Source organism: Catenuloplanes japonicus, assembly GCF_000717135.1.
Lineage (GTDB): Bacteria > Actinomycetota > Actinomycetes > Mycobacteriales > Micromonosporaceae > Catenuloplanes > Catenuloplanes japonicus.
In genome coordinates this window covers 56018-75433 of sequence record NZ_JNXY01000003.1, presented here as the reverse complement: position 1 = coordinate 75433, position 19416 = coordinate 56018, and the positions used below count along the sequence as shown (strand labels likewise).

General features: G+C 72.0%; 17 protein-coding genes. 8 read left to right on the top strand and 9 right to left on the bottom strand.

What is annotated here, in order from left to right; translation table 11 throughout:
• The first annotated feature begins 131 nt into the window (after nucleotides 1–131).
• Nucleotides 132–1112, top strand: a complete 981-nt coding sequence (locus tag OP04_RS06030; RefSeq protein ID WP_051797170.1) for a polysaccharide lyase — start codon at nucleotides 132–134, stop codon at nucleotides 1110–1112.
• Here OP04_RS06030 and OP04_RS06025 read toward each other — a convergent pair.
• The 6 genes from OP04_RS06025 to OP04_RS06000 are packed head-to-tail and all read right to left on the bottom strand — an operon-like array spanning nucleotide 1055 to nucleotide 8224.
• Nucleotides 1055–2332 carry a sensor histidine kinase gene (locus tag OP04_RS06025; RefSeq protein ID WP_051797169.1) on the bottom strand — a complete coding sequence of 426 codons (1278 nt, stop codon included), beginning with the start codon at nucleotides 2330–2332 and terminating at the stop codon, nucleotides 1055–1057. The genes OP04_RS06030 and OP04_RS06025 overlap by 58 nt on opposite strands.
• A complete protein-coding gene (locus OP04_RS06020; protein WP_033338525.1) occupies nucleotides 2329–3009 on the bottom strand; it encodes a response regulator transcription factor in 681 nt (226 codons plus the stop codon). The genes OP04_RS06025 and OP04_RS06020 overlap by 4 nt, the downstream gene beginning before the upstream one ends.
• A 55-nt stretch (nucleotides 3010–3064) precedes the next feature.
• Nucleotides 3065–4327, bottom strand: a complete 1263-nt coding sequence (locus tag OP04_RS06015) for a cation:proton antiporter (RefSeq protein WP_033338524.1) — start codon at nucleotides 4325–4327, stop codon at nucleotides 3065–3067.
• Nucleotides 4324–5652, bottom strand: coding sequence for a cytochrome P450 (locus tag OP04_RS06010; protein ID WP_033338523.1), 1329 nt, complete (start codon nucleotides 5650–5652; stop codon nucleotides 4324–4326). The genes OP04_RS06015 and OP04_RS06010 overlap by 4 nt, the downstream gene beginning before the upstream one ends.
• The gene (locus tag OP04_RS06005) at nucleotides 5649–6680 is read right to left on the bottom strand and encodes an alpha-hydroxy acid oxidase (RefSeq protein WP_033338522.1); all 1032 of its coding nucleotides are present in this window, start codon (nucleotides 6678–6680) and stop codon (nucleotides 5649–5651) included. Before OP04_RS06005 ends, OP04_RS06010 begins: the two co-directional genes overlap by 4 nt.
• Complete coding sequence (locus OP04_RS06000; RefSeq protein WP_033338521.1) at nucleotides 6677–8224, bottom strand: NAD(P)-binding domain-containing protein; 1548 nt, start codon at nucleotides 8222–8224, stop codon at nucleotides 6677–6679. The genes OP04_RS06005 and OP04_RS06000 overlap by 4 nt, the downstream gene beginning before the upstream one ends.
• A gap of 282 nt (nucleotides 8225–8506) precedes the next feature.
• Between OP04_RS06000 and OP04_RS05995 the strand changes: the two genes are divergently transcribed.
• The gene (locus OP04_RS05995) at nucleotides 8507–8962 is read left to right on the top strand and encodes a helix-turn-helix domain-containing protein (protein WP_198153738.1); all 456 of its coding nucleotides are present in this window, start codon (nucleotides 8507–8509) and stop codon (nucleotides 8960–8962) included.
• 24 nt (nucleotides 8963–8986) lie between these two features.
• Here OP04_RS05995 and OP04_RS05990 read toward each other — a convergent pair whose 3' ends face one another.
• Nucleotides 8987–9397: a hypothetical protein gene (locus OP04_RS05990; protein WP_033338520.1), complete on the bottom strand. Its 411-nt coding sequence runs from the start codon at nucleotides 9395–9397 to the stop codon at nucleotides 8987–8989.
• A gap of 260 nt (nucleotides 9398–9657) precedes the next feature.
• Nucleotides 9658–10722: an ester cyclase gene (locus tag OP04_RS51415; RefSeq protein ID WP_085066259.1), complete on the bottom strand. Its 1065-nt coding sequence runs from the start codon at nucleotides 10720–10722 to the stop codon at nucleotides 9658–9660.
• A 106-nt stretch (nucleotides 10723–10828) separates the two neighbouring features.
• Here OP04_RS51415 and OP04_RS05980 point away from each other — a divergent pair, with 106 nt between their 5' ends.
• Both OP04_RS05980 and OP04_RS05975 read left to right on the top strand, forming a co-directional pair.
• A complete protein-coding gene (locus OP04_RS05980; protein WP_033338519.1) occupies nucleotides 10829–11404 on the top strand; it encodes a TetR/AcrR family transcriptional regulator in 576 nt (191 codons plus the stop codon).
• Between the two features lie 87 nt (nucleotides 11405–11491).
• Nucleotides 11492–12439, top strand: coding sequence for a Clp protease N-terminal domain-containing protein (locus OP04_RS05975; protein WP_198153737.1), 948 nt, complete (start codon nucleotides 11492–11494; stop codon nucleotides 12437–12439).
• Nucleotides 12440–12599: 160 nt separating this feature from the next.
• On the opposite strand, the gene OP04_RS05970 is transcribed toward OP04_RS05975, so the two are convergent.
• Nucleotides 12600–14063: an HAL/PAL/TAL family ammonia-lyase gene (locus tag OP04_RS05970; RefSeq protein WP_033338517.1), complete on the bottom strand. Its 1464-nt coding sequence runs from the start codon at nucleotides 14061–14063 to the stop codon at nucleotides 12600–12602.
• A gap of 65 nt (nucleotides 14064–14128) precedes the next feature.
• Here OP04_RS05970 and OP04_RS05965 point away from each other — a divergent pair, with 65 nt between their 5' ends.
• The 4 genes from OP04_RS05965 (at nucleotide 14129) to OP04_RS05950 (ending at nucleotide 19409) form a co-directional block, all read left to right on the top strand.
• Entirely contained in the window at nucleotides 14129–15673 is a 1545-nt protein-coding gene (locus OP04_RS05965) for an NAD(P)-binding domain-containing protein (protein ID WP_033338516.1), read from the top strand.
• Complete coding sequence (locus OP04_RS05960; RefSeq protein ID WP_033338515.1) at nucleotides 15666–17129, top strand: class I adenylate-forming enzyme family protein; 1464 nt, start codon at nucleotides 15666–15668, stop codon at nucleotides 17127–17129. The genes OP04_RS05965 and OP04_RS05960 overlap by 8 nt, the downstream gene beginning before the upstream one ends.
• A 945-nt stretch (nucleotides 17130–18074) precedes the next feature.
• The gene (locus tag OP04_RS05955; RefSeq protein WP_033338514.1) at nucleotides 18075–18551 is read left to right on the top strand and encodes an LURP-one-related/scramblase family protein; all 477 of its coding nucleotides are present in this window, start codon (nucleotides 18075–18077) and stop codon (nucleotides 18549–18551) included.
• Nucleotides 18552–18614: 63 nt separating this feature from the next.
• Entirely contained in the window at nucleotides 18615–19409 is a 795-nt protein-coding gene (locus tag OP04_RS05950; protein ID WP_033338513.1) for a hypothetical protein, read from the top strand.
• Nucleotides 19410–19416: the final 7 nt, after the last annotated feature.

Here is a 19416-nt window from a genome sequence, read left to right as displayed (position 1 = left end):
ACCGGTGCCCGCGGGAGCAACGCTGCTGTACCCCGGCGTAAGCGGGAAAATGATCGTGGGGTGTGGCTTTGGCCTGCTCGCAGGTAGCTTGATCACGTTGCCGTCACGAGGAGGGTCCGGGTATGCGCGGAATGTCCGCTGTCACGGTGGTGCTGCTCGCGGCGCTGACCGCCTGCGCCACGGATGACGGCGGCGCGCCGGCGCAGGTCCCCTCCTCAGCAGCCGTTGCCGCGGCGGAGCCCGGTTTCGCGGCCGGGCTCGGCGCCGGCCCGTCGGAGAGCGCCTCCCCCTCGCCCAGCGCGACGCCCTCGACGAGCACCGCGCCGCCGGTCCGGGACGGGAAGACGATCCTGGCCACGGATTTCGAGCGTGCGGCCGCCGGCACCGCCTACGGCAAGGGCCAGTGGACGAGCGACGGCTGGAACGCGCGCTGGGAGCTGGGAATGAGCACGCGTGCGCGGGTGGACGCCGCGACCGCGCACTCCGGCTCGCGCGCGCTGCGGGTGGACTACCCGAAGGGCACGATCGGCCCGGAGGACTCGGGCGCGCAGGCGCCGTTCACGCTGGAGCCGCGGCGCAGCTACTACGTGTCGCAGTGGGTACGGTTCGGGCCGGGCTTCAGCTTCGGGACGACGAACTTCGCGGGCAAGGTCGGTCTCGGGCTGGCCGGCGGCGATTCCTGTTCCGGCGGTCAGGCCTGCGACGGGACGAACGGGTTCAGCTCGCGCCTGATCTGGGGCCGCGACGGCAAGGCCTCGATCTACTACTACTCGATGGATCACGAGAGCCAGTACGGCGACGCCGCCGACATCAGGCTGACCTGGCCGCAGGACCGCTGGGTGAACGTGGTGCAGCGCCTGACCGTGAACACGGTCTCCGGCGGCACGGCGAACCCGGACGGCGCGATCGAGGTGTGGGTCGACGGCGTGCGCACCGCGAACGTGACCGGTCTGCGGTTCGTCAGCAACGGCGATCAGGTGGACAGCGCGTACTTCTCGTCGTTCGCCGGTGGCGGTGACACCACGTTCGCGCCGACGGCGGACAGCCACATCCTCTACGACGATCTTGAGGTCTCCACCGGCTGGCCGGCCACGGCCGCACCACTCACGTAGGGCAGCCGCACGGTGAAGACCGCGCCGCCGCCGGGCCGCGAGCCCGCGTGGATGTCGCCACCGTGCTTCTCGACCACCTCGCGGACCAGTGCGAGCCCGAGTCCGAAGCCTGCGGCGCGGCCGTGGTGGAAGCGGTCGAAGATGTGTGCGGCGCCGGCCGGGCCGAGTCCGGCGCCGGTGTCGGTCACCTCGAGCACGGCAGACCCGTCCGGCCCGGTGCCGGCCGCGACCGTGATCGTGCCGCCGGGCGGCGTGTGGGCGAGCGCGTTGCTGATCAGCTCGCCGGCCACCCGGTGCAGCGCGGACGGCACCCCGCACACGATCACCGGCTCGGCGGCGACGACCGCGCGGAGCAGCACGCCGCGCGCGTCCGCGCGGTCGGTGTCGAGCGCGACCGCGTCGCGGGCCAGCGCGGTCAGGTCGACGTGCGCGGTGGCGGGCAGGTCGTTGCCGAGCTGGGCGGAGCGCAGCAGGTCGTCGACGATCTCGCCGAGCAGCCGGGTGTTGCCGATCAGCCGGTCCAGGTCGGTGCGGTGCTCCGGTGGCAGTGAGGCGCGCCGGGCCAGCAGCTGGGCGCGCGTGTGCACGCGGGCGATCGGCGTGCGCAGCTCGTGGCTGGCGTCCGCGACGAAGCGGCGCTGGCGGCTGAGCGCGTCGGCCAGTGGCGCGACCGCGCGGTCCCCGGCGAACAGGCCGACGAGAAGGGCGACGAGCAGGCCGATCGCCTCGGCCAGGCCGATCGCCTTGAGCAGCAGTTCCCGGTCCGCGCGCTGGTAGCGGGTGTCGAACACGGCCTGGACGGTGGCGGTGCCACGACGTTCGGTGAGCACGGTGTAGACGGTGCCGTTGCGCGCGGTCTCGGTCAGCAGCGTGCCGCCGGACGCGGCGACGGTGTCGAGCTGGTCGCGCAGCGGGAAGCCGGGCGGCGGCGGGATCGCGCCGGTGTCCTGGACGCCGCCGGAGAGCACGATCAGCCAGGTGCAGCCGGGCGGGCCGCCGGGGTCGGCACGCTGCGCGTTCCAGTGCAGCTCGCGGCGGATCTGGGTGTCCTGGCCCTGGACCAGCACGGCGTAGGCGAGGCCGCCGACCATCGCGACCAGGCCGGCGACGATCACGCCGACGATCAGCCCGGTCTGCCGGCGGGCCCGGGTGACGGCGGCACGGTCGGCCGCGGTCCACCCGTCGCGACGCGCGGCCCGTCCCTCGCGGCGCGCGGTCACAGCTCACCGAGCCGGTAGCCGAGGCCGTGCACGGTCCGCACCGCCGCGCGCCCGAGCTTGCGCCGCAGGTAGTAGACGTAGGTGTCCACGATGGAGGCCGCGTGGGCCTCGTCGAAGACGCGTCGTCGCAGCTCGGCGCGGGAGTGCACGGTGGCGGGCCGGGCGGCCAGGATGCGCAGGAGCTCGAACTCGCGGGCGGAGAGCGGCACCCGGTCGCCGGTCGGCAGCACCGCGTCGCGCAGGGACAGGTCGAGCAGGCCGTCGCCGATCCGCAGCGCCTCGGTGGCGTCCGCGGTGCGACGGCAGAGCGCGCGCAGCCGGGCACTGAGCTCGTCCAGGTCGAACGGTTTGACCAGGTAGTCGTCCGCGCCGGCGTCCAGGCCCGCGATCCGGTCGTCGACGGTGCCGAGCGCGGTCAGGATCAGCGCGCGGGCCGGGACCGCGCGTTGTCGCAGCCGGGCGAGCAGGCCGAGGCCGTCGAGCGCGGGCAGGCCGCGGTCGATCACCATCACGTCGTACGGGCGGCTGAGCCCGAGGTGCAGCCCGCGGTGCCCGTCCGGGGCGTGGTCGACGAGGTATCCCTCGCCGGCCAGCGCCTCGGTCAGGGTCTCCGCGAGGTCGGCGTCGTCTTCGACGAGCAGAAGGCGATGCGCGGCAGAAGATCTGGTACTGCGCATTTCCAGAGAATCGCACAGGTTGAATACTCAACGACAGTGGTAAATGTCTCTGATTTCAACGGGAACCGATCACGACCGCCGGGGATACAGGTGCGCGACTGGCGTCCCGCCGGTCCAGCAGGGACAGCAGCGGCGTCGTCATCAGCGTGGTGACCAGCGCGACCAGGACCAGCGCGGTGAACATCGCCGGGCCGACGATACCGGCCTCCAGTCCCACGTTGAGCGCGATGAGCTGCATCAGGCCGCGCGCGTTCATCAGCGCGCCGAGACGCAGCGCCACCGGCTGCGACTCCCCGCGCAACCGGGCCGCGGCCCAGCAGCCGCCGAACTTGCCGGCCACGGCCAGCGCCACGCAGGCCAGCGCGAAGAGCAGCACGGCCGGATCGGAGAGCAGCGCGAATTCGGTACGCAGGCCGGAATACGTGAAGAACAGCGGCAGGAAAACGATCTGGCAGATCGGATTGAGCGTGCCGACGACCGATTCGGTCCGCGCGGTCCGCGGCATGATCACGCCGATCGAGAACGCGCCGAACACCGCGTAGAGGCCGATCTCGTCCGTGTACCAGGCGACCAGGAACAGCAGCGCGACCATGGCGAGCAACCGCACGTTCTCACCGATCCGGTCGGTGGCCATCAGGACGCGGGTGAGCGGGCGGGCGGCGTACCAGATCAGGGCCGCGAACAGCGCCGCACCGCCGACGGTGATCAGCGCGGGCGTCACCGCGCCGGACGCGACCGCGAGCACGCAGGCCAGCAGGATCCAGGCCACCACGTCGTCGATCGCGCCGCTGGCCAGCGCGACCGAGCCGTGCCGGGTGCCGGCGTGCCCGCGCTCGGTGATGATCCGGGCCAGCATCGGGAACGCGGTGATGGCCAGCGCCACGCCCACGAACGTGGCGGAGACGCCGATCGGCACGCCCTCCTTCAGCACGGCCACGTGGTCGCCGGCGACCAGCACGAGCAGCACGCCGAGGATCAGCGGTGCGATCACGCCGGCGGCGGAGACCGCGCCCGCGGTGCCGGCCAGGCCGTCGATGCGGTGCGAGCGGAACGCGTACCCGGCGCCGAACATGAAGATGACCAGCCCGACCTGGCCGACCACGTAGAGCACCGGATACAGCTCGCGCGGGAACAGCGCGGCCTGCACGTCCGGCAGCAGCAGCCCGAGCAGCGACGGGCCGAGCAGCACGCCGGCCAGCATCTCGCTGACCACGGCGGGCTGGCCGGCCTTGCCGAGCAGCCAGGCGACGAGCCTGCAGAAGAGCAGGATCACCGCGACCGCGATGAAGAACCGTGGTGCGAGATCGACGGGACTCACAGGCCTCCCCCTTCGAAGTAGGTGGCGCACAACCGCTGCCGGCGTGCGTCGACGACCATCCAGCTGCCCAGCGTCAGCTGCGTGAGGCTGCGGCCCACGTCCGCCCACCGGTCGCGGAAGCGCATCGCGGTCAGCCGGGCCCGGCCCGGCGGGCGGACGCCGGCCGGCGTCAGGTAGCAGGGGCCGCGCGAGGGCAGCGAGCGGCTGTGCGTGACGGACGACGCGAGCGTGAAGCGCCGCACCACCTCGCGGACGGCCGCGCGGAGCATCACCGGCGCGGAGCCGCGGGCCGGGCAGGCCCGGTTCGCGGTCACGCCGAACGGGATGAAGTGCGCGTCCCGCCGCTTCAGACTGAGCCAGCGATCAGGGTCGAACGTGTCGTCCGCGGCCGGCCCGGTGCGCTGGAACGCCAGGTAGTTGAAGAGCAGCACGGAACCGGCCGGCAGCGTGACCCGCGGCGTGACCTCGATCGGCGCGGACGTGATCCGGTGCGCGACGCCGAAGAGCGGATGCACGCGCAGCGTCTCGTCGATGACCCGGTCCAGCGCGTCGTCCGTCCTCTCCGCGATGGCCGACGGGTGCTGCGCGACGGCCAGCAGCACGTGCGCGGCCGCCTCGGACATCTGCACGACCGCGGTGTTGAAGAACGCCCCCTGCAGGTACCAGGCGGTCTCGCGCGCGGTGAACGGCGGCGGGAGCACGACCGGGCAGCTGCCGTCCTCGATCCTGGCCTGCAGATAGCGGGTGAGCCGGTCGCGGCGGTCCATGTGCCGCAGCCCGCAGCCCTTGAGCGCGGTCACCACGTCGTGCGCGTTCGCCACGATCATCGCGCGCGTCTCCGGCGGGCAGGGCTCGTCGAAGACCAGCTCGTAGTAGACCTCGGCCCAGATCGGCATCATCGCGTCCCGCAACCGGACGTGGCTCGATCTCCCGAGCGGCAACTCGTCGAGCGCGCGTCGTGTCGCGTCCGTCGCCAGCTGCTCCGACCGCGAGTGCGGCACGGCCAGCACGCGGCGGCTGACCTTGGCGACCGCGGCGTACCGCTCCCCCGGCTCCAGGTGCTCCTGGTGCATCTGCGGACCGGGCGCCAGCCAGTACCAGAACAGGTCGGACAGTCCGGCGCCGCGACTGCGCCCGTCCGCGGCCGGATCCTCGTACACCCGGGCGAAATGCTCCGCGTCCACCAGCGGGCCCGGCACCGGAATGCCCTCGGCCCCGTTCACCCGCGTGAAGATCCACTCCCGCAACCGCACCACCAGCGGCGGCAGAAAACCAGGCAGAAACCACACGATCAACAGCAGCGGGGGTACGAGGAGAGCGCTCATGTCGTGAGCAGCTCCGGACCGAGGTCGGCGAGCCGGGCCGCGCCGACGAGCGTCATCACGCTCACCACGTCCTCGTGCAGCAGCTCCAGGACGTGCCGCACCCCCTGCTCCCCGTTGCAGGCCAGGCCCCAGATGACCGGCCGTCCGATCAGGACCGCGCTCGCACCCAGCGCCAGCGCGGTCACCACGTCCGTCCCGCGCCGGACACCGCCGTCCATCAGCACCGGCACCCGGCCCGCCACCGCGTCCACCACGCCGGGCAGCACGTCGAGCGTGGCGACCGCGTTGTCCAGCTGGCGGCCGCCGTGATTCGACACGATGATCCCGTCCACGCCGCGCGCGACCGCCTCGCGTGCGTCCGCCGGGTGCACCACGCCCTTGAGCAGGATCGGCTGCGTGGTGCTGTCGCGCAGCCGGGAGATGTCGTCCCAGCCGAGCGCCGGGTCCATCACGATGCCGCGCACCTCGCCGGTCGCCGGGTCGCGCATGTTCTCGCAGGCGAAGCCGTCCGGCAGGTCGAGGAAGTTGTTGCGCAGGTCGCGGTCGCGGCGCCCGAAGACCGGCGAGTCCACGGTCACCACCAGCGCGGCACAGCCGGCGGCCTTCTTCACCAGGTGGGCGGTGAAGTCCCGGTCCGGCTGCAGGTAGAGCTGGAACCACAGGTGCGCGCCCGCGGTCGCGACCTCCTCCAGCGACTGGGTGGACGCCATGCTGACCGTCATGATCGTGCCGGCGTCCCGGGCCGCGCGTGCGGTGCCCACCTCGCCGTCCGGGTGCGCGAGCAGGTGGAACGCGGTCGGCGCGATCAGGACCGGGTTGCGGGTCCGCACGCCGAGGATCTCCAGGCACGGGTCCGGCACGCCGGTCGCGCGCAGCACGCGGGGCAGCAGCCGCCACCGGTCGAACGCGGCCGTGTTCGCCCTGATCGTGCGCTCGTCACCGGCGCCGCCGGCGAAGAAGTCGTAGCGGGCCGGCTCCAGACGGCGGCGCGCGCTCTCGGCGACGTCGTGCAGCGTCACCGTCGTCATGGCGCGACCATGGCGGCGATGAAGGCCCGCAACGGTTCCCGGTGGACGTCCGGCCGGTCCCAGCGATTCTCCAGGTTCTCCGCGAGGTGGTGCGTGCCGGTGAGCGCGCCGTCCCGGTAGTGGCGGACGACCGGGTGCAGGTAGGCCGCGTCGTGCGCCTGGCCGGGCGTGTCCTGCGAGATCCGGGAGACCTCGATGTCGAACGGGTCCACCGCGTCGTGGTCCGGCCCGTACTCGAGCGTGACCACGAACGCGTCCCGGTGCGCGCCCAGGCCGCCCTCAAGGTGGTAGGCGACCGGGACCTCCTCGTGATAACCGGCCTGCTCTCCGTCCACCGTGACCACGTCGGCCAGCACGCCGAACTGCTGCCACAGGCCGGAGGAGCGGTTGACGCGGGCGATGATCGCGTCGGTGATCGCGTCCTTCTCCACTGGCGTCGCCGGCCACGGCTCGTCCGCGTACCGCTGGCGCAGGATCTTGTGGAGCGCCCGCACCGCGTAACGGAAGCCGTGGATGAAGCCGTTCGTGGACCTCTTGAAGTCGCGCTCCTGCGACAGCGTGCCCGCGACGTACAGCCCCGGCACCGTGGCCGACTCGAACGCCGGGGTCTGCCGCGGGAACCGGTCCCTGATCGTCAGCTCGGGCCGGGCCGCCCCCGCGAAGATGCCCGCGTCGAACGCGAAGCCGGTGCACGCGATCACCCGGTCGTAGCGCAGTTCCTTGACCACCTCGTTCACGCGCGAGAACGCGAACGCGACCCGGAACCCGTCACCGTCCCGCTCGATGCCGCGGACCGTGCCGTCCAGGACCGCGTTCGCGGACTTCAGCTGGTACGTGTCCAGAAAATTGTTGTTCACGGCGCGCAGATGCCCGACGTAGTGCGTGCGCCACGCGAACCGGACCGGACTCGGCCCGGCCACGTGGATCAGCGCGGTCGTCTCCATCAGCGCGTCCGCGGTCTCGAACGCGGAGTTCCCCTTGCCGATGATCAGCACCCGCTGGTCCCAGTAGTCCTTGGGATCGGTGGAGATGTCCGCGTAGTTCTCCGCCAGCTCGATCCCGGGAATCGGGGCGGTATAGGGCTTGGAGACGCCGGTGGCGACGATCAGCCGCCGCCCGCGGTACTCCCTGCCTGACCCGTCGGTCAGCGTGAACCCGTGGTCGGCGCGCTCCACCCGTACCACGTCGGCGTTGTATCGGATCTTGTCCTTGAGCGGCTCGGCGAAGTCGGCCAGGTAGCGGAGCAGGTCGTCCGCGTCCGGGAAATAACGGTCGCTGTACCGGGTGAAGCGCAGCGCCGGATCCGCGGACAGCAGCGAGTTCCAGTCCAGGCGCAGGTTCAGCTCCGGATCCTCCGACCCGGTGCGCGGCTTGTTGATCGAGATCAGCGTCCGGTGGCGCGGATATCGCGCGAAGAACGCGCCGGGTGCGGCCGCCCGCTCCAACACCAGGTAGTCGTCGCCGCCCGCCTCCATGAGCGCGGCCAGCTGAAGCCCGGCCGGCCCCGCACCGAGAACGAGGTAATCCCGCGTCGCATCCGTCACCCGGGCGACGCTAGGCAGCCGGTTTCAGAAAAAACTCAGGGGTACGGCAAGCACCCCAGTGCGGTTACCCAGGGTGAGAACGCGCCGCATCCCACGCTCACCGCACCTCGCACGGCCGCTCAAGGAACGAACGTTTGATGCCCGGTTACGACTCACCCTCACCGGTGTCCGATTCTTATGATCTTCAAAGGCATCGCAACGACAATCCATCGACATCCAACCGCTCGTTCGTGTGCCGCACCCCTTGACAGCCCAAGCAGTTGTTGTATTTATGCTACAGTTTTGCTGCCGCCGACCGAAGGGCCAGACATGACTCAGAGTGATGTTGGCGACGCAGGCGACGTGTTCTGGAACGATCTCGCCGAGGATCTCAAGGACCCCGACTTCCTGCGCGCGTTCATCATCGAAACGTTGCGGATCGCAGCGGTGGACCGGATCGTCAACGAGCTCGACGAGGCACGCACCGCCGCCGGTCTGAGCAAGGCCGCACTGTCACGGGCATCCGGCACCGCTCCCCAGACCGTCCGCCGGCTGCTGACCACCACTCAAGGAAGCAATCCGACCCTGGGCACGGTCGCGGAACTGGCCGCGCCGCTCGGCCTGCGGCTCACCCTGGAGCCGATTCCCGAGGACGAACACGCTCACACCGTCGAGCCACTGCTGAGCGGAATGCACGGCGACATAAAAGCTCTCACCGACTGGCTCCGGGTCAAGCGGCAGGACATCGCCGTCGCCTGATCGGCCGGTTTCGGCAAGCAGATCTCAGCGCTCCAGCAGCGATCGCGGATTACGCGACCGATACTCCTCACCCAGTTCCCGGACATTCTTGTAGTCGCGGTCGGTGAACGTGGTACGAAACGGCTTGGCGAGTCCGGCCACCACGGTCAGCAGAGGCTGACGCCAGCCCTCGGCCTCCATGTCGATCAGGCAGAAAAGCCGATGATGCCGACGCCCCGGCCCGTCGATGCGCATCTCGTACCAGCCGCCCATCTCGCCGTGCATCGCCTCCCAGTAGCCACCACCTGCGAACCGCTTCGGCGGCGCGGTCGCCACGGCGATCAGGGCAGCGCTGAATTTCGCACGCACGGTCGGCTGACATCCGAGGAGAAAATCCCGCCCCGGGGAACAGCGGGTCGGATCGTCGTCGACGTGGCGCTGAAAATAAACGATCACGTGTGAATCGTCCGAGGAGCGCTGGTGCCGGATCTCCCGAGGAATTCCGGATATGGAAGCGCTTCGCGGCGCCCGGCTACGCCGAGCATGACGATCAGGGGTCACGGTCGTCATATTAATGCGGGCTAACGAGGCTCTCGAATTCCTCTGCGCCCCTTTCGGGTGATCCTCATTCGCCGGTGGTCGCCCGAAAGGGCTAAATGGAGCATCAACGGCGTGGCAACAGTGACTCCGTCACTCGGAGGCTCCCGCCTCCACACTCACAGCGCGTTGCGGGACTTCCAGCCGTGCAGGTCTTCCAGGTGCCAGCTGCGGCGGATCCGGCCGTTCTCGATCTGGTGGAACTCGTGGATGGTGATCTCGTCGTAGCGGTTGTTCGGGGGGACGCCGAGGAACTCGGCGCGCAGCGTGCCGGCCAGCGCGCCGCGCACGGCCACCATGCCCGGGACGGCGACGATGTCGTGGATGATGACGCGGGCGTCCGCGAAGGCCCGGTGGAAGTCGGCGATGTGCGGCTTCATGCCCGCGGGGCCGAGCGGCTGCCCGGGGATGCTGGGGATGTCCTCCCAGTCCGGCGCGAGCACGTCGTCGAGCAGGTCGGGTTCGCCGCCGATCGCGCGGTAGAGCGTCTCGACGAGCCGGCGTTCCACGCCGGTGTTCCAGGATTCGAGAAGGGTGGCGAGCCTTTCCGGGGACACGGGACGGCCAGGTGCGGCGAACATGCCGTCCGGGTCGAGGTGGGCGAGCTGCGCGGGCGTGCCGGGCGCGAACCGGCGGCTCTCCGCGAGCGGGCCGGCGTCGTAGGCGTCGTAGCCGAGCGAGTCGATCAGCGCGGTGACGGCCTTCTTCGCGTCCGCGTCGTCGCCGGCGATGGGCAGCGCGCTGCGGTCGGCCGCGCCCGCCGGACGGCCGAGCGTGGCGAGGTGCGCGAAGAACACGGTGCTGAACGCCTTGACCACGTGCGAGCCGGTCAGGTGGCGCTGCAGCAGCAGTTCGGCCGGGGTGCCGGCGGCGTCGATCTCGGCGACGTGCCCCTGCCGGGCCGGGTCGTAGTTGAGCGTGTCGATGACGGTCTTCCCGCGCAGCGCCGCGGCCGGGATCTGCCGGTACGCCCTGATCGGAATGGTCACCACGACGATCTCGCCCGCGGTGGCAGCCTCGTCCGGGGTGGCCGCGCGGGCACGCGGGCCCAGCGCAGCGACCAGGTCCCGCAGGCTGTCCGGGCCGCTGTTGTTGCTGAGGACGACGTCGTGGCCCGCGTCGACCGCGAGTCGGGCGAGCGTGCCGCCGATCCTGCCGCTGCCGATGAAACCGATGGTGGTCATGGTGTTCCTCCGATGCCGGATAAAGTAAGGGGGCCCTTCAGATAAGCGAAGGACCGCCTTGACTTTAGCGCAGGACCCCCTTGACTTGCTCCTGGAGTGATGTGTGATGGCCGCCACCGAGCCCCGCCACGTCGTGCGCCGCCCCGCCCGCGCGGACGCCCGCCGCAACTTCGACGCGCTGCTGGACGCGGCCCGCACTGTCTTCGCGGCCGAGGGCGCCGGCGCGTCGCTGGAGGGCATCGCGCGCCTGGCCGGCGTCAACATCGCCACGCTCTACCGCAACTTCCCCACCCGCGGGCACCTGTTCGAGGCCGTCTACCTGGACGAGGTCGAGGCGCTCGCCACGATGGCGGCCGAGCCGGGCGGTCTGGAGCCGTGGGAGGCGCTGGAGAGCTGGCTGCGGCAGTTCGTCAGCTACGCGACCACGAAGAAGGCGATCTACGACGCCATCGCGCACCGGGAGGAGATGTTCGTGTCCGGCCGCGACATGATCCACGCCGCCGGGCGCCCGCTGCTGGAACGCGCCCAGCAGGCCGGCCTGGCGCGCGGCGACGTCACGTTCGACGACGTGCTCTTCCTGGTCAACGGCGTCAGCGGGGCGAACTTCGTCCAGGAGGCGCAGCGCGACCGCGTGCTCACCATGGCGCTGGACGGCATCCGGCCTCCCTCTAACCATCGGTAGAGACGGAGATCGACCGGCGGGGCGATGGGACCGGACTCCGCGGGCCCTACCGTCAAGGTCGACGCAGGTACGAACGAGGAGACGGCGATGGCGGACGAGGTAGCGGCCGGCGACAGGATCACCGGCACGATCGCGAGGGCGCGCGGCTTCGCGGCCGGCGGCCCGATCGGCACCGGGCACCTGCTCTACGCGGCCGCGCACGACAGGGAGACGTCGCCGCTGCTGGACGCGTTCGAGATCACGCCGATAGTGGTCCGGACCGTACTGGTCACGCCGGGGCGGGCCGCGGCCGAGCCGGGCGCGGACCGGGTCGTCACCGCGGACGGAGAGCCGGCCGAGGGCCCGTTCGACGAGTACCCGGCCGTCCGCGACGCCCTCGACCACGTGTATCCGCTCTCCGAAGCCGCCGCGGCCGCGCTGCGTGCCGTCACGGACGACTCCCGCGAGACGCTGCTGGCCGCGCTGCTCGCGGACCCGGCCTCCGAGGCGTGCGCGGTCGTCCGGGACGCGGGCGCGGACCCGGAGGCGGTCCTCGCCGGAGCCGCACCGTCCACTGCGGATCGTCTGGAGCCGGAGCTGCGGCCGGCCCGCGACGCGCTGCTGTGCCGCAGCCGCTACCGGGGTCGCGGCCTGAAGGACCGGGTGCTGTTCTCCGTGCTCGCCCGCGAGGTCAACCACGCGCAGCGCCCGGTGATGTGGACCCGCCTCGAGGCCGACCGCATCGCCAGGGAGCAGCACCGCGCCACCCGGACCGACGACGTGCTGCTGGCGCTCCTGATCACGCATGCGGTCGCGGAGGCGTACCCCCACATGTCCCGGATCTTCTGGGAGAACTACGGCGGCGGCGACGCGCTCCGCGCGCACAATCTGGACCACCAGGGGGTACGCGCGGCGGCGCTCGCCCTCGACGGCAAGGACGACGTGCCCCCGTCGAAGATCCTGGTCCCCGGCCCGGACTGGACCGAGGACACCCGCGTGCTCCTGGACCGGCTCGCCGCGCACCCGGGAAACCGCTCCTCCCGGCTGCTGGCCTGACCCTTCGCTCAGCGGTCCCCGGCCAGGATCAGGTCCCGCAGCGTCGCATCGGCGGCGGCCGGCCGCGCCGGCCCGGCCGCTCCTCGTTCGGGCATCACGTCACCCTGTGGCCGCTCACGCCGGCCCGTCGCGCCTGTGCGACGTGTTCCGGGCCACCGGCTCAGGTCGTGGCGGCCACCAGGTCGGCGGCGACGCGCACGTCGGCGTCGAGCGGACGGTCGGGATCGATGGGCGGGACGGCCGCTTCCAGGCGGTCGAGGAGGGCGGCGCAGGCCGGGGCGGTCGGGTTGCGGGCGCCCACGTAGGCGGCCTGGCGCAGGCCCAGCGCGAGCGAACCGCACAGCAGGTGCAACAGCTCCGCCTGGTCGTAGGCGCGCAGCGCGGCCTGCGTCCCGAACGGCACCACGTCCTGGTTGTGCAGGTTCGTCGGCAGGCTCTGCATCCCGGCCGGCGTCGCGTCGCGGCGGATGTGGGCGGCGAACGCGGTCGTCGCGAGCTGCACGCCCTGCAGGCCGTGCTGCTGCCCCGGTCCGGCTGCCAGCATCGGCGGCAGGCCGGTGTTGCGGGCCGGGTCGACCAGCAGATCGAGCTGCCGCTCCGCGAGGTTGGCGAGCTGCGCGATCACCAGCGCCAGATGGTCCGCGGCGAACGCGGCCGGCTGCCCGAAGAAGTTGCCGCCGTGCAGCACCGCCCCGTCCGTACCGGGGAACAGCAGTGGGTTGTCGCTCACCGACACCAGGTCCGCGGCCAGCACGCCGTCGATGTAGGACAGTGCGTCGGACGCGGCGCCGAGCAGCTGCGGCGCGCACCGGATGCTGTAGGGCTCCTGCAGCGGCCGGTCCCCCGACGGCACCGCGCCGGCCAGGCGGGCGCGCATGAACGACGCCACGCGCGCCGCGCCCGGATGTGAGTAGGCCGCGATCAGCCGCGCGTCCAGGAACTGCGGGTCGCAGCCCAGCGTGTCCGCCAGCAGCGCGGTGAGCAGCTGCAACGACCGGTGGGAGCGATGCACCGCGCGCTGCGCCAGGCCGAGCGCGGCCGTGGTCACGGACACGCCGTTGACCAGCGCGAGCGCGTCCCGCCCGTCCAGCGTCAGCGGCGCGAGCCCGGCCTTCTCCAGCGCGTCCGCGGCGGGCAGGCGCGCGCCGTCGAGGTAGGCGTGCCCGCGCCCGCGCAACGCCTGCGCCGCGTAGGCCAGCGGGATCAGGTCGCCGGACGCGCCGACCGAGCCGTACCGCGGCACCGCGGGCGTGAACGTGGTGCCGAGCGCCGCGGTCAGCGCGTCGATGACGTGCGGGGAGACGCCGGACAGCCCGCGCGCCAGCGACCCCGCCCTGACCAGCAGCGCCGCGCGCACGATCGGCAGCGGCAGGTCCGGGCCCTGGCCGGCGCCGAGGTGCGCGAGCGTGTTGTCGGCCTGGTCCGCGCCGGTGGCCCGCCCGGCATAGCCGACCAGCGCACCGAAGCCGGTGGTGGAGCCGTAGATCGGGCCGCGCGCGCCGGCGAGGAACGCGCGGCCCTCGGTCACGGCCGCGCGGGCCGGCGCGGGCAGGCCGACGGCGATGGGGGACGCGGCCGCGTGCAGGTCGTCCAGGTGCAGCGGGCCGGGCAGGTCGAGCGCCATGTCCGGCGAGGCTAGGCGCCGAATCTCAGAGCCGCTCTGAAAAGGCGCGAATAGCCTCGCCGGGCATGACGCGCGACTATCTGATCATCGGTGCCGGGCCCGCCGGATTGCAGCTCGCCGCGCTGCTGGAGCGCGACGGCCGTGACTTCGCGGTGCTGGAGGCCGGACCGGCGCCGGGCACGTTCTTCCGCACCTATCCGCGGCACCGGCAGCTCATCTCCATCAACAAGGTCTACACCGGACAGCCGGATCCGGAACGGGCCCTGCGCATGGACTGGAACTCGCTGCTCACCGAGGATCCGGCGCTGCGCTTCGCCCACTACAGCCGCCGCTACTTCCCGGGCGCGGACGATCTGCTGCGCTACCTGGCCGGCTTCGCCGCGCCGCTCAAAGACAAGATCCAATACCACACCGAGGTGGTACGCGTCGCGCGCGCGGACGACGTCTTCACGCTGACCGACGGATCGGGCGTGGAGCATCGCGCGCGGCGGGTGATCGTGGCCACCGGCGTCTCGCGGCTGTACGTGCCGCCGATCCCGGGCGTGGAGCTGGCCGAGCGCTACGACACGGTGAGCGTCGACCCGGAGGACTTCGTCGACCAGCGCGTGCTCATCATCGGCAAGGGCAACTCCGCGTTCGAGACCGCGGACGCGCTGGTGGAGACCACCGCGGCCGTGCACGTGGCCGGGCCGCACTCGATCCGGTTCGCCTGGCAGACGCACTACGTCGGGCACCTGCGCGCCGTCAACAACAACTTCCTGGACACGTACCAGCTGAAGTCCGGCAACGCGGTCCTGGACGGCACGGTCGAGCTGATCGCACGGCGGCCGGACGGCGGATTCCGGGTCGAGTTCCGCTACGCGCGCACCACCGAGGCGATCCGGGTGCTGCACTACGACCGCGTCATCCTGTGCACCGGCTTCCGTTTCGACGCCTCGATCTTCGACGGCACGGCCCGCCCCGAGCTGGCGATCAACGACCGGTTCCCGGCGCAGACCCCGGCGTTCGAGTCGGTGAACGTGCCCGGCCTCTACGTCGCGGGCACGCTCAGCCAGCAGCGCGACTTCAAGCGCTCCACGAACGGCTTCATCCACGGCTTCCGGTACGCGGTGCGGGCGCTCCACCGGATCCTGATGCAGCGGTACGAGGACGCGCCCTGGCCCGCCACGCCGCTCGGCCCGGCCGGGGTGGCGGACGCGATCATCGACCGGGTCAACCGCTCCTCCGGCCTGTGGCAGCAGTTCGGCGTGCTCGGCGACATCGTCACGGTGGACGGCGCGCAGGCGCGGTACCACGAGGAGGTGCCGGTCGCGTACCACCGGGAGGGCGGGCTGGGCGCGCACCGGCACGCGTTCGTGGTGACGCTGGAGTACGGGCCGGACCACGACACCGTCGACCCGTTCGACGTCACCGTGCCCCGGATCGCGGAGAACGACCCGCTGGCCGCGCACGACGCCAGCTACCTGCACCCGGTGGTCCGCCACTACCGCGACGGCGCGCCGGCCGGAGAGCACCACCTGGCCGAGAACCTGGAGAACCACTGGGATCTGCCCACGGTGCACCGCATGCCGCTGGAGGTCTTCGTGAAGCAGGCGCTGGCCGATGGCTGACCGCCCGTACCCCCAGGTGGTCCTTGATCTGCTCCGTGCCGCCGGCGATCGGGTGGTGTTCGAGGACGGCGAGCGGCACACCACCGGCGCGGAGATGCTGGCGCTCGTCGGCCGGATCGGCGGCGGCCTGACCAGGGCCGGGATCGGTCCGGGTGACGGGCTCGCGCTCGCGGTCGGCGTCACGGCCGAGGCGTTCGCGGCGATCGTCGCGGCGCACGTGGCCGGCACGCGTGTGACCGGCATCCGGCCCGGCCTGCCCGCGTCCCACCTCGCGCACCTGCTGAAGAACGGCGACGCGGCCGTGATCGCGGATCCCGCCCGCGCCGCCGAACTGTCCGACGCGGACCGGCTGCTGCTCCTGCCGGACCTCCTGGGCGGCCCGCCGGAGACGCCGGTGCCGGTCGCGCGGCCCGGCGACATCGCGCGGGTCATCCACACCAGCGGCAGCACCGGACTGCCGAAGGGCTGCCTCCAGACCTACGCCGCACTCGGCGCCGGCTGGGCACCGCACCCGGAACGGTGGCCGCACGCGATCCGCAGCCTCGCACCCCGCCTGCAACGCCACCTGCTCTTCGGCACGCTGTCCAGCCAGGTCATGATCGAGTACGGCGTCATGGCGCTCGCCGCCGGCGGCACGCTCGTCGCCGCCCGCCCCGACCTGCCCGGCGCGATCATCCGCCACCGCGCCACCTCCACCGTGATCACCGTCGCGAAGCTGCGCGCGCTGGTGGCCGCCGCCCGCGCGGACGGCTCCGGCCCGGAGTCGCTGCGCGCGCTGATGGTCTCCGGCTCGCCGCTCGACCCCGCGCTGCTCTCGGCCGCGATCGACGTGCTCGGCCCGGTGGTCTTCCACGGGTACGGCCAGACCGAGACCGGCATGATCACGATGACCGCGCCGGAGGAGATGACCACCCCGGGGGTACGGGCGTCGGTCGGCCGCCCGCCGTCCGTCACCACGATCTCGATCCGGGGTGCGGACGGGGCGGAGTGCCCGGCCGGCGCGATCGGCGAGGTGTTCGTGCGGACGCCCGCGCAGGCGTGCGGCTACCTCGACGATCCGGAGGAGAGCGCGGCCGTCTTCACCGACGGCTGGGTCCGCACCCGCGACCTGGGCTTCCTCGACCCCGACGGCTACCTGCACCTGGCCGGCCGCACCCGCGACGTGATCATCGTGAACGCGAACGTGCAGTACGCGGTGCCGATCGCCCGGGTGCTGTCCGCGCATCCGTCCGTGGCCGAGGCGCAGGTCGTGGGCGTGCCGTCGGTGGAGACGGGCGAGGCGGTGCACGCGTTCGTCGTACCCGCCGATGGGCCTCCGGATCTTGATCTTCTGCGCGCCCTGGTCCGCGCCGAGCTGGGCGAGGCCGCGGTCCCGGCCCGCATCACGGTGATCGGCGAGATGCCGCTGACCGCCGCCGGCAAACCGGACAGGGCCGCGCTCCTCAGCGCACTCTGACGCCACCGACCAGCACCACCGGGGGCGTCGTTGTCCCTGGGCAGCAGACGACCCGCCGGGGTTCTCCGCGCCGTCCCGGAGGTCTCCACATCGGAGCCGGGCCAGGCACGACCCGGGCGCACGACCCGGGCGCACGACCCGGGCGCACGACCCGGGCGCACCGCGCCCGAAATTTCATGAAATAGCTACCCGGGCCCTTCCGCAGCCTCGCCGCGTGCTTTGGAGCTCTGATCTCGACCGGAACCCGAGACCCGATCCTGGTGACAGATACGTGAGGCACCTTATGGGTGACCCATAAGGTGCCTCACGTATCTGTCACGGATGGCCATTCGATCTCCGCCTTGATCGCCAGCGTGGCGACGCATCCGCAGCAGCGATAAATGGCGAAATTTCGGGCGCGGAGCGCCCGGCGGCGCCTGCCGGAACCGGACCTGCGAGTCAACTCGCACAGAGGAGAAGCCGCACGAATCAGAAGCCATGCGAGTCGGAAGCTGCACAAATCAAAAGCCGCGCAGATCAAAAACCACGCGGACCGGAAACCGCACGAATCAGAAACCGCACGGGCCGGAGTCCCCACGCATTGAAAGCCGCACGAATCAGAAGCCGCACAGACCGAACACCGCACGCACCGAAAACCGGACGAATCAGAAGCCGCACAGACCGGAAACCGCACGCACCGAAAACCGGGCGAATCGGAAGCCGCACGGATCGTGGCTACGCGTGGAGCCGGTGACTTGCGGATCGGGCCATGCGGTGGCCTTGATCTCTGTGGGGCGCCGCCGGGACACCCGGACCGCCGTTCAGAGAAATCCTCCGCTTCGATGCTGATCTTGCCATTGTCGTGACTACACGCAATGCCACCGGTGCGGCGACCGAGTGAGGCATGCCTGATCGGGGGCGCGGCGGTGGCGGGCGGGACGAGACGGCGGGACTTAGCATCGGGGGATGTTGACGGCCAAGAAGGCGAGTTTCTGGCGGGACCGATACGAGATCAGCGCGGACGGCGGGGTCGTCGCCACCTGGAGCGGTTCGTTCTGGCGGCAGGGCGGGGACTTCGCGCTGGGCGGGCGGGGCTACCGGGTGCGGAGCAGCGTGTGGGGACGGTCGTTCCACATGACGGACGCGGACGGGCGGACCGTGGCGGAGGCGAGCAAGGTCGGGCGGAAGCGGTGGACCGTGGAGGCGGACGGGCGGGTGTACCAGTTCCGGCGCACCTCGTTCTGGAGCGGTGACCAGGAGCTGCACGACGACGCGGGGCGGCGTGGCGTGATCCGGCGGACCGGGTTCTGGCGCACCGGCGTGGAGGCGGATCTTCCGGGGCTGGAGCCGGCACTGCAGGTGTTCGTGCTCGGCGTCGTCATCACGATGTGGAACGCGGAGCAGGCGGCGGCCGCGGGCGCGAGCGGCGGCGCCGGCGGCTGACGGGCCGGCGACACGGCGGCCCATCCGGGGGCTTTTAAGCAAATTTGCCCTATTTTGTCGAGAGTGATCCTTCGTTTCGGTGCCGCGCTCGCGCTCGTCCTGACCACCTCCCCGCTCAGCCCGTCGCCCGCCGGCACCGTAACGACCGCCGTGCCGGATCCGCCGGTGGACGTGGTGGCGGTGGCGGGCGTGTCGTCGATCCGGGTGAGCTGGGGAAACCCGCCGATGGAGCTGGGGGTGGCGAACTACGTCGCCTACGCGGAGCCGGGCGGCGCGACCTGCGACACGCTGGACTGGCGGACGTTCGGGTGCGTGCTGGGTGCGACGGCGGGGGTGTCGTACCGGGTCTTCGTGCGCAGCAACGGCACGAGCGTGCCCGCCTACGCGCCGGGCAGCGTCACGCCGCGCGCGCCGAAGGCCCCTCACGACGTACCCACGGATGCTCTTGATCTTGGTGTTGAGGTGGCGGACAGCCGGGCCGCGGTGCGCGGGGACGGGTTCCTGCCGCGATCGACGGTGGCGCTGGCGGCCTATCGGGCGGATGGGCACGCGACCGTGACGCTGCCGGTGGCCGGAGTGGACGGCCGGGTGTCGGCCTCCATCACGCTGCCACCGGGCACGCGGACGCTGCTCGCGCAGGGCGTCGGCCCGGACGGGGAGGTGCGGGCGCTGGTGGCGGCGGTCGGGTCCGGGAGCGGTGGCGGGCTGCCGGTGACGGGGGTTCGGGTGCTGATCCCGCTCGCGGTGGGCGTCCTGCTGCTCGTGCTGGGCGCGGCGACGCTGCTGGCCGGGCGCGGGAATCTCAGCCGGCGCCGGCAACCGGCCCCGACGGCACGGCCCGGCGGCCGGGAACGGTAGAAGTCCC

Bases quoted from the DNA above. Each gene is read 5' to 3' on its own strand.
- OP04_RS06010 (WP_033338523.1), bottom strand. From the start codon at position 5,652: ATGAGCGCTCTCCTCGTACCCCCGCTGCTGTTGATCGTGTGGTTTCTG.
- OP04_RS06005 (WP_033338522.1), bottom strand. From the start codon at position 6,680: ATGACGACGGTGACGCTGCACGACGTCGCCGAGAGCGCGCGCCGCCGT.
- OP04_RS06020 (WP_033338525.1), bottom strand. From the start codon at position 3,009: ATGCGCAGTACCAGATCTTCTGCCGCGCATCGCCTTCTGCTCGTCGAA.
- OP04_RS05960 (WP_033338515.1), top strand. From the start codon at position 15,666: ATGGCTGACCGCCCGTACCCCCAGGTGGTCCTTGATCTGCTCCGTGCC.
- OP04_RS05980 (WP_033338519.1), top strand. From the start codon at position 10,829: ATGGCCGCCACCGAGCCCCGCCACGTCGTGCGCCGCCCCGCCCGCGCG.
- OP04_RS06030 (WP_051797170.1), top strand. From the start codon at position 132: ATGTCCGCTGTCACGGTGGTGCTGCTCGCGGCGCTGACCGCCTGCGCC.
- OP04_RS05970 (WP_033338517.1), bottom strand. From the start codon at position 14,063: ATGGCGCTCGACCTGCCCGGCCCGCTGCACCTGGACGACCTGCACGCG.
- OP04_RS05975 (WP_198153737.1), top strand. From the start codon at position 11,492: ATGGCGGACGAGGTAGCGGCCGGCGACAGGATCACCGGCACGATCGCG.
- OP04_RS05955 (WP_033338514.1), top strand. From the start codon at position 18,075: ATGTTGACGGCCAAGAAGGCGAGTTTCTGGCGGGACCGATACGAGATC.
- OP04_RS05965 (WP_033338516.1), top strand. From the start codon at position 14,129: ATGACGCGCGACTATCTGATCATCGGTGCCGGGCCCGCCGGATTGCAG.
- OP04_RS51415 (WP_085066259.1), bottom strand. From the start codon at position 10,722: ATGACCACCATCGGTTTCATCGGCAGCGGCAGGATCGGCGGCACGCTC.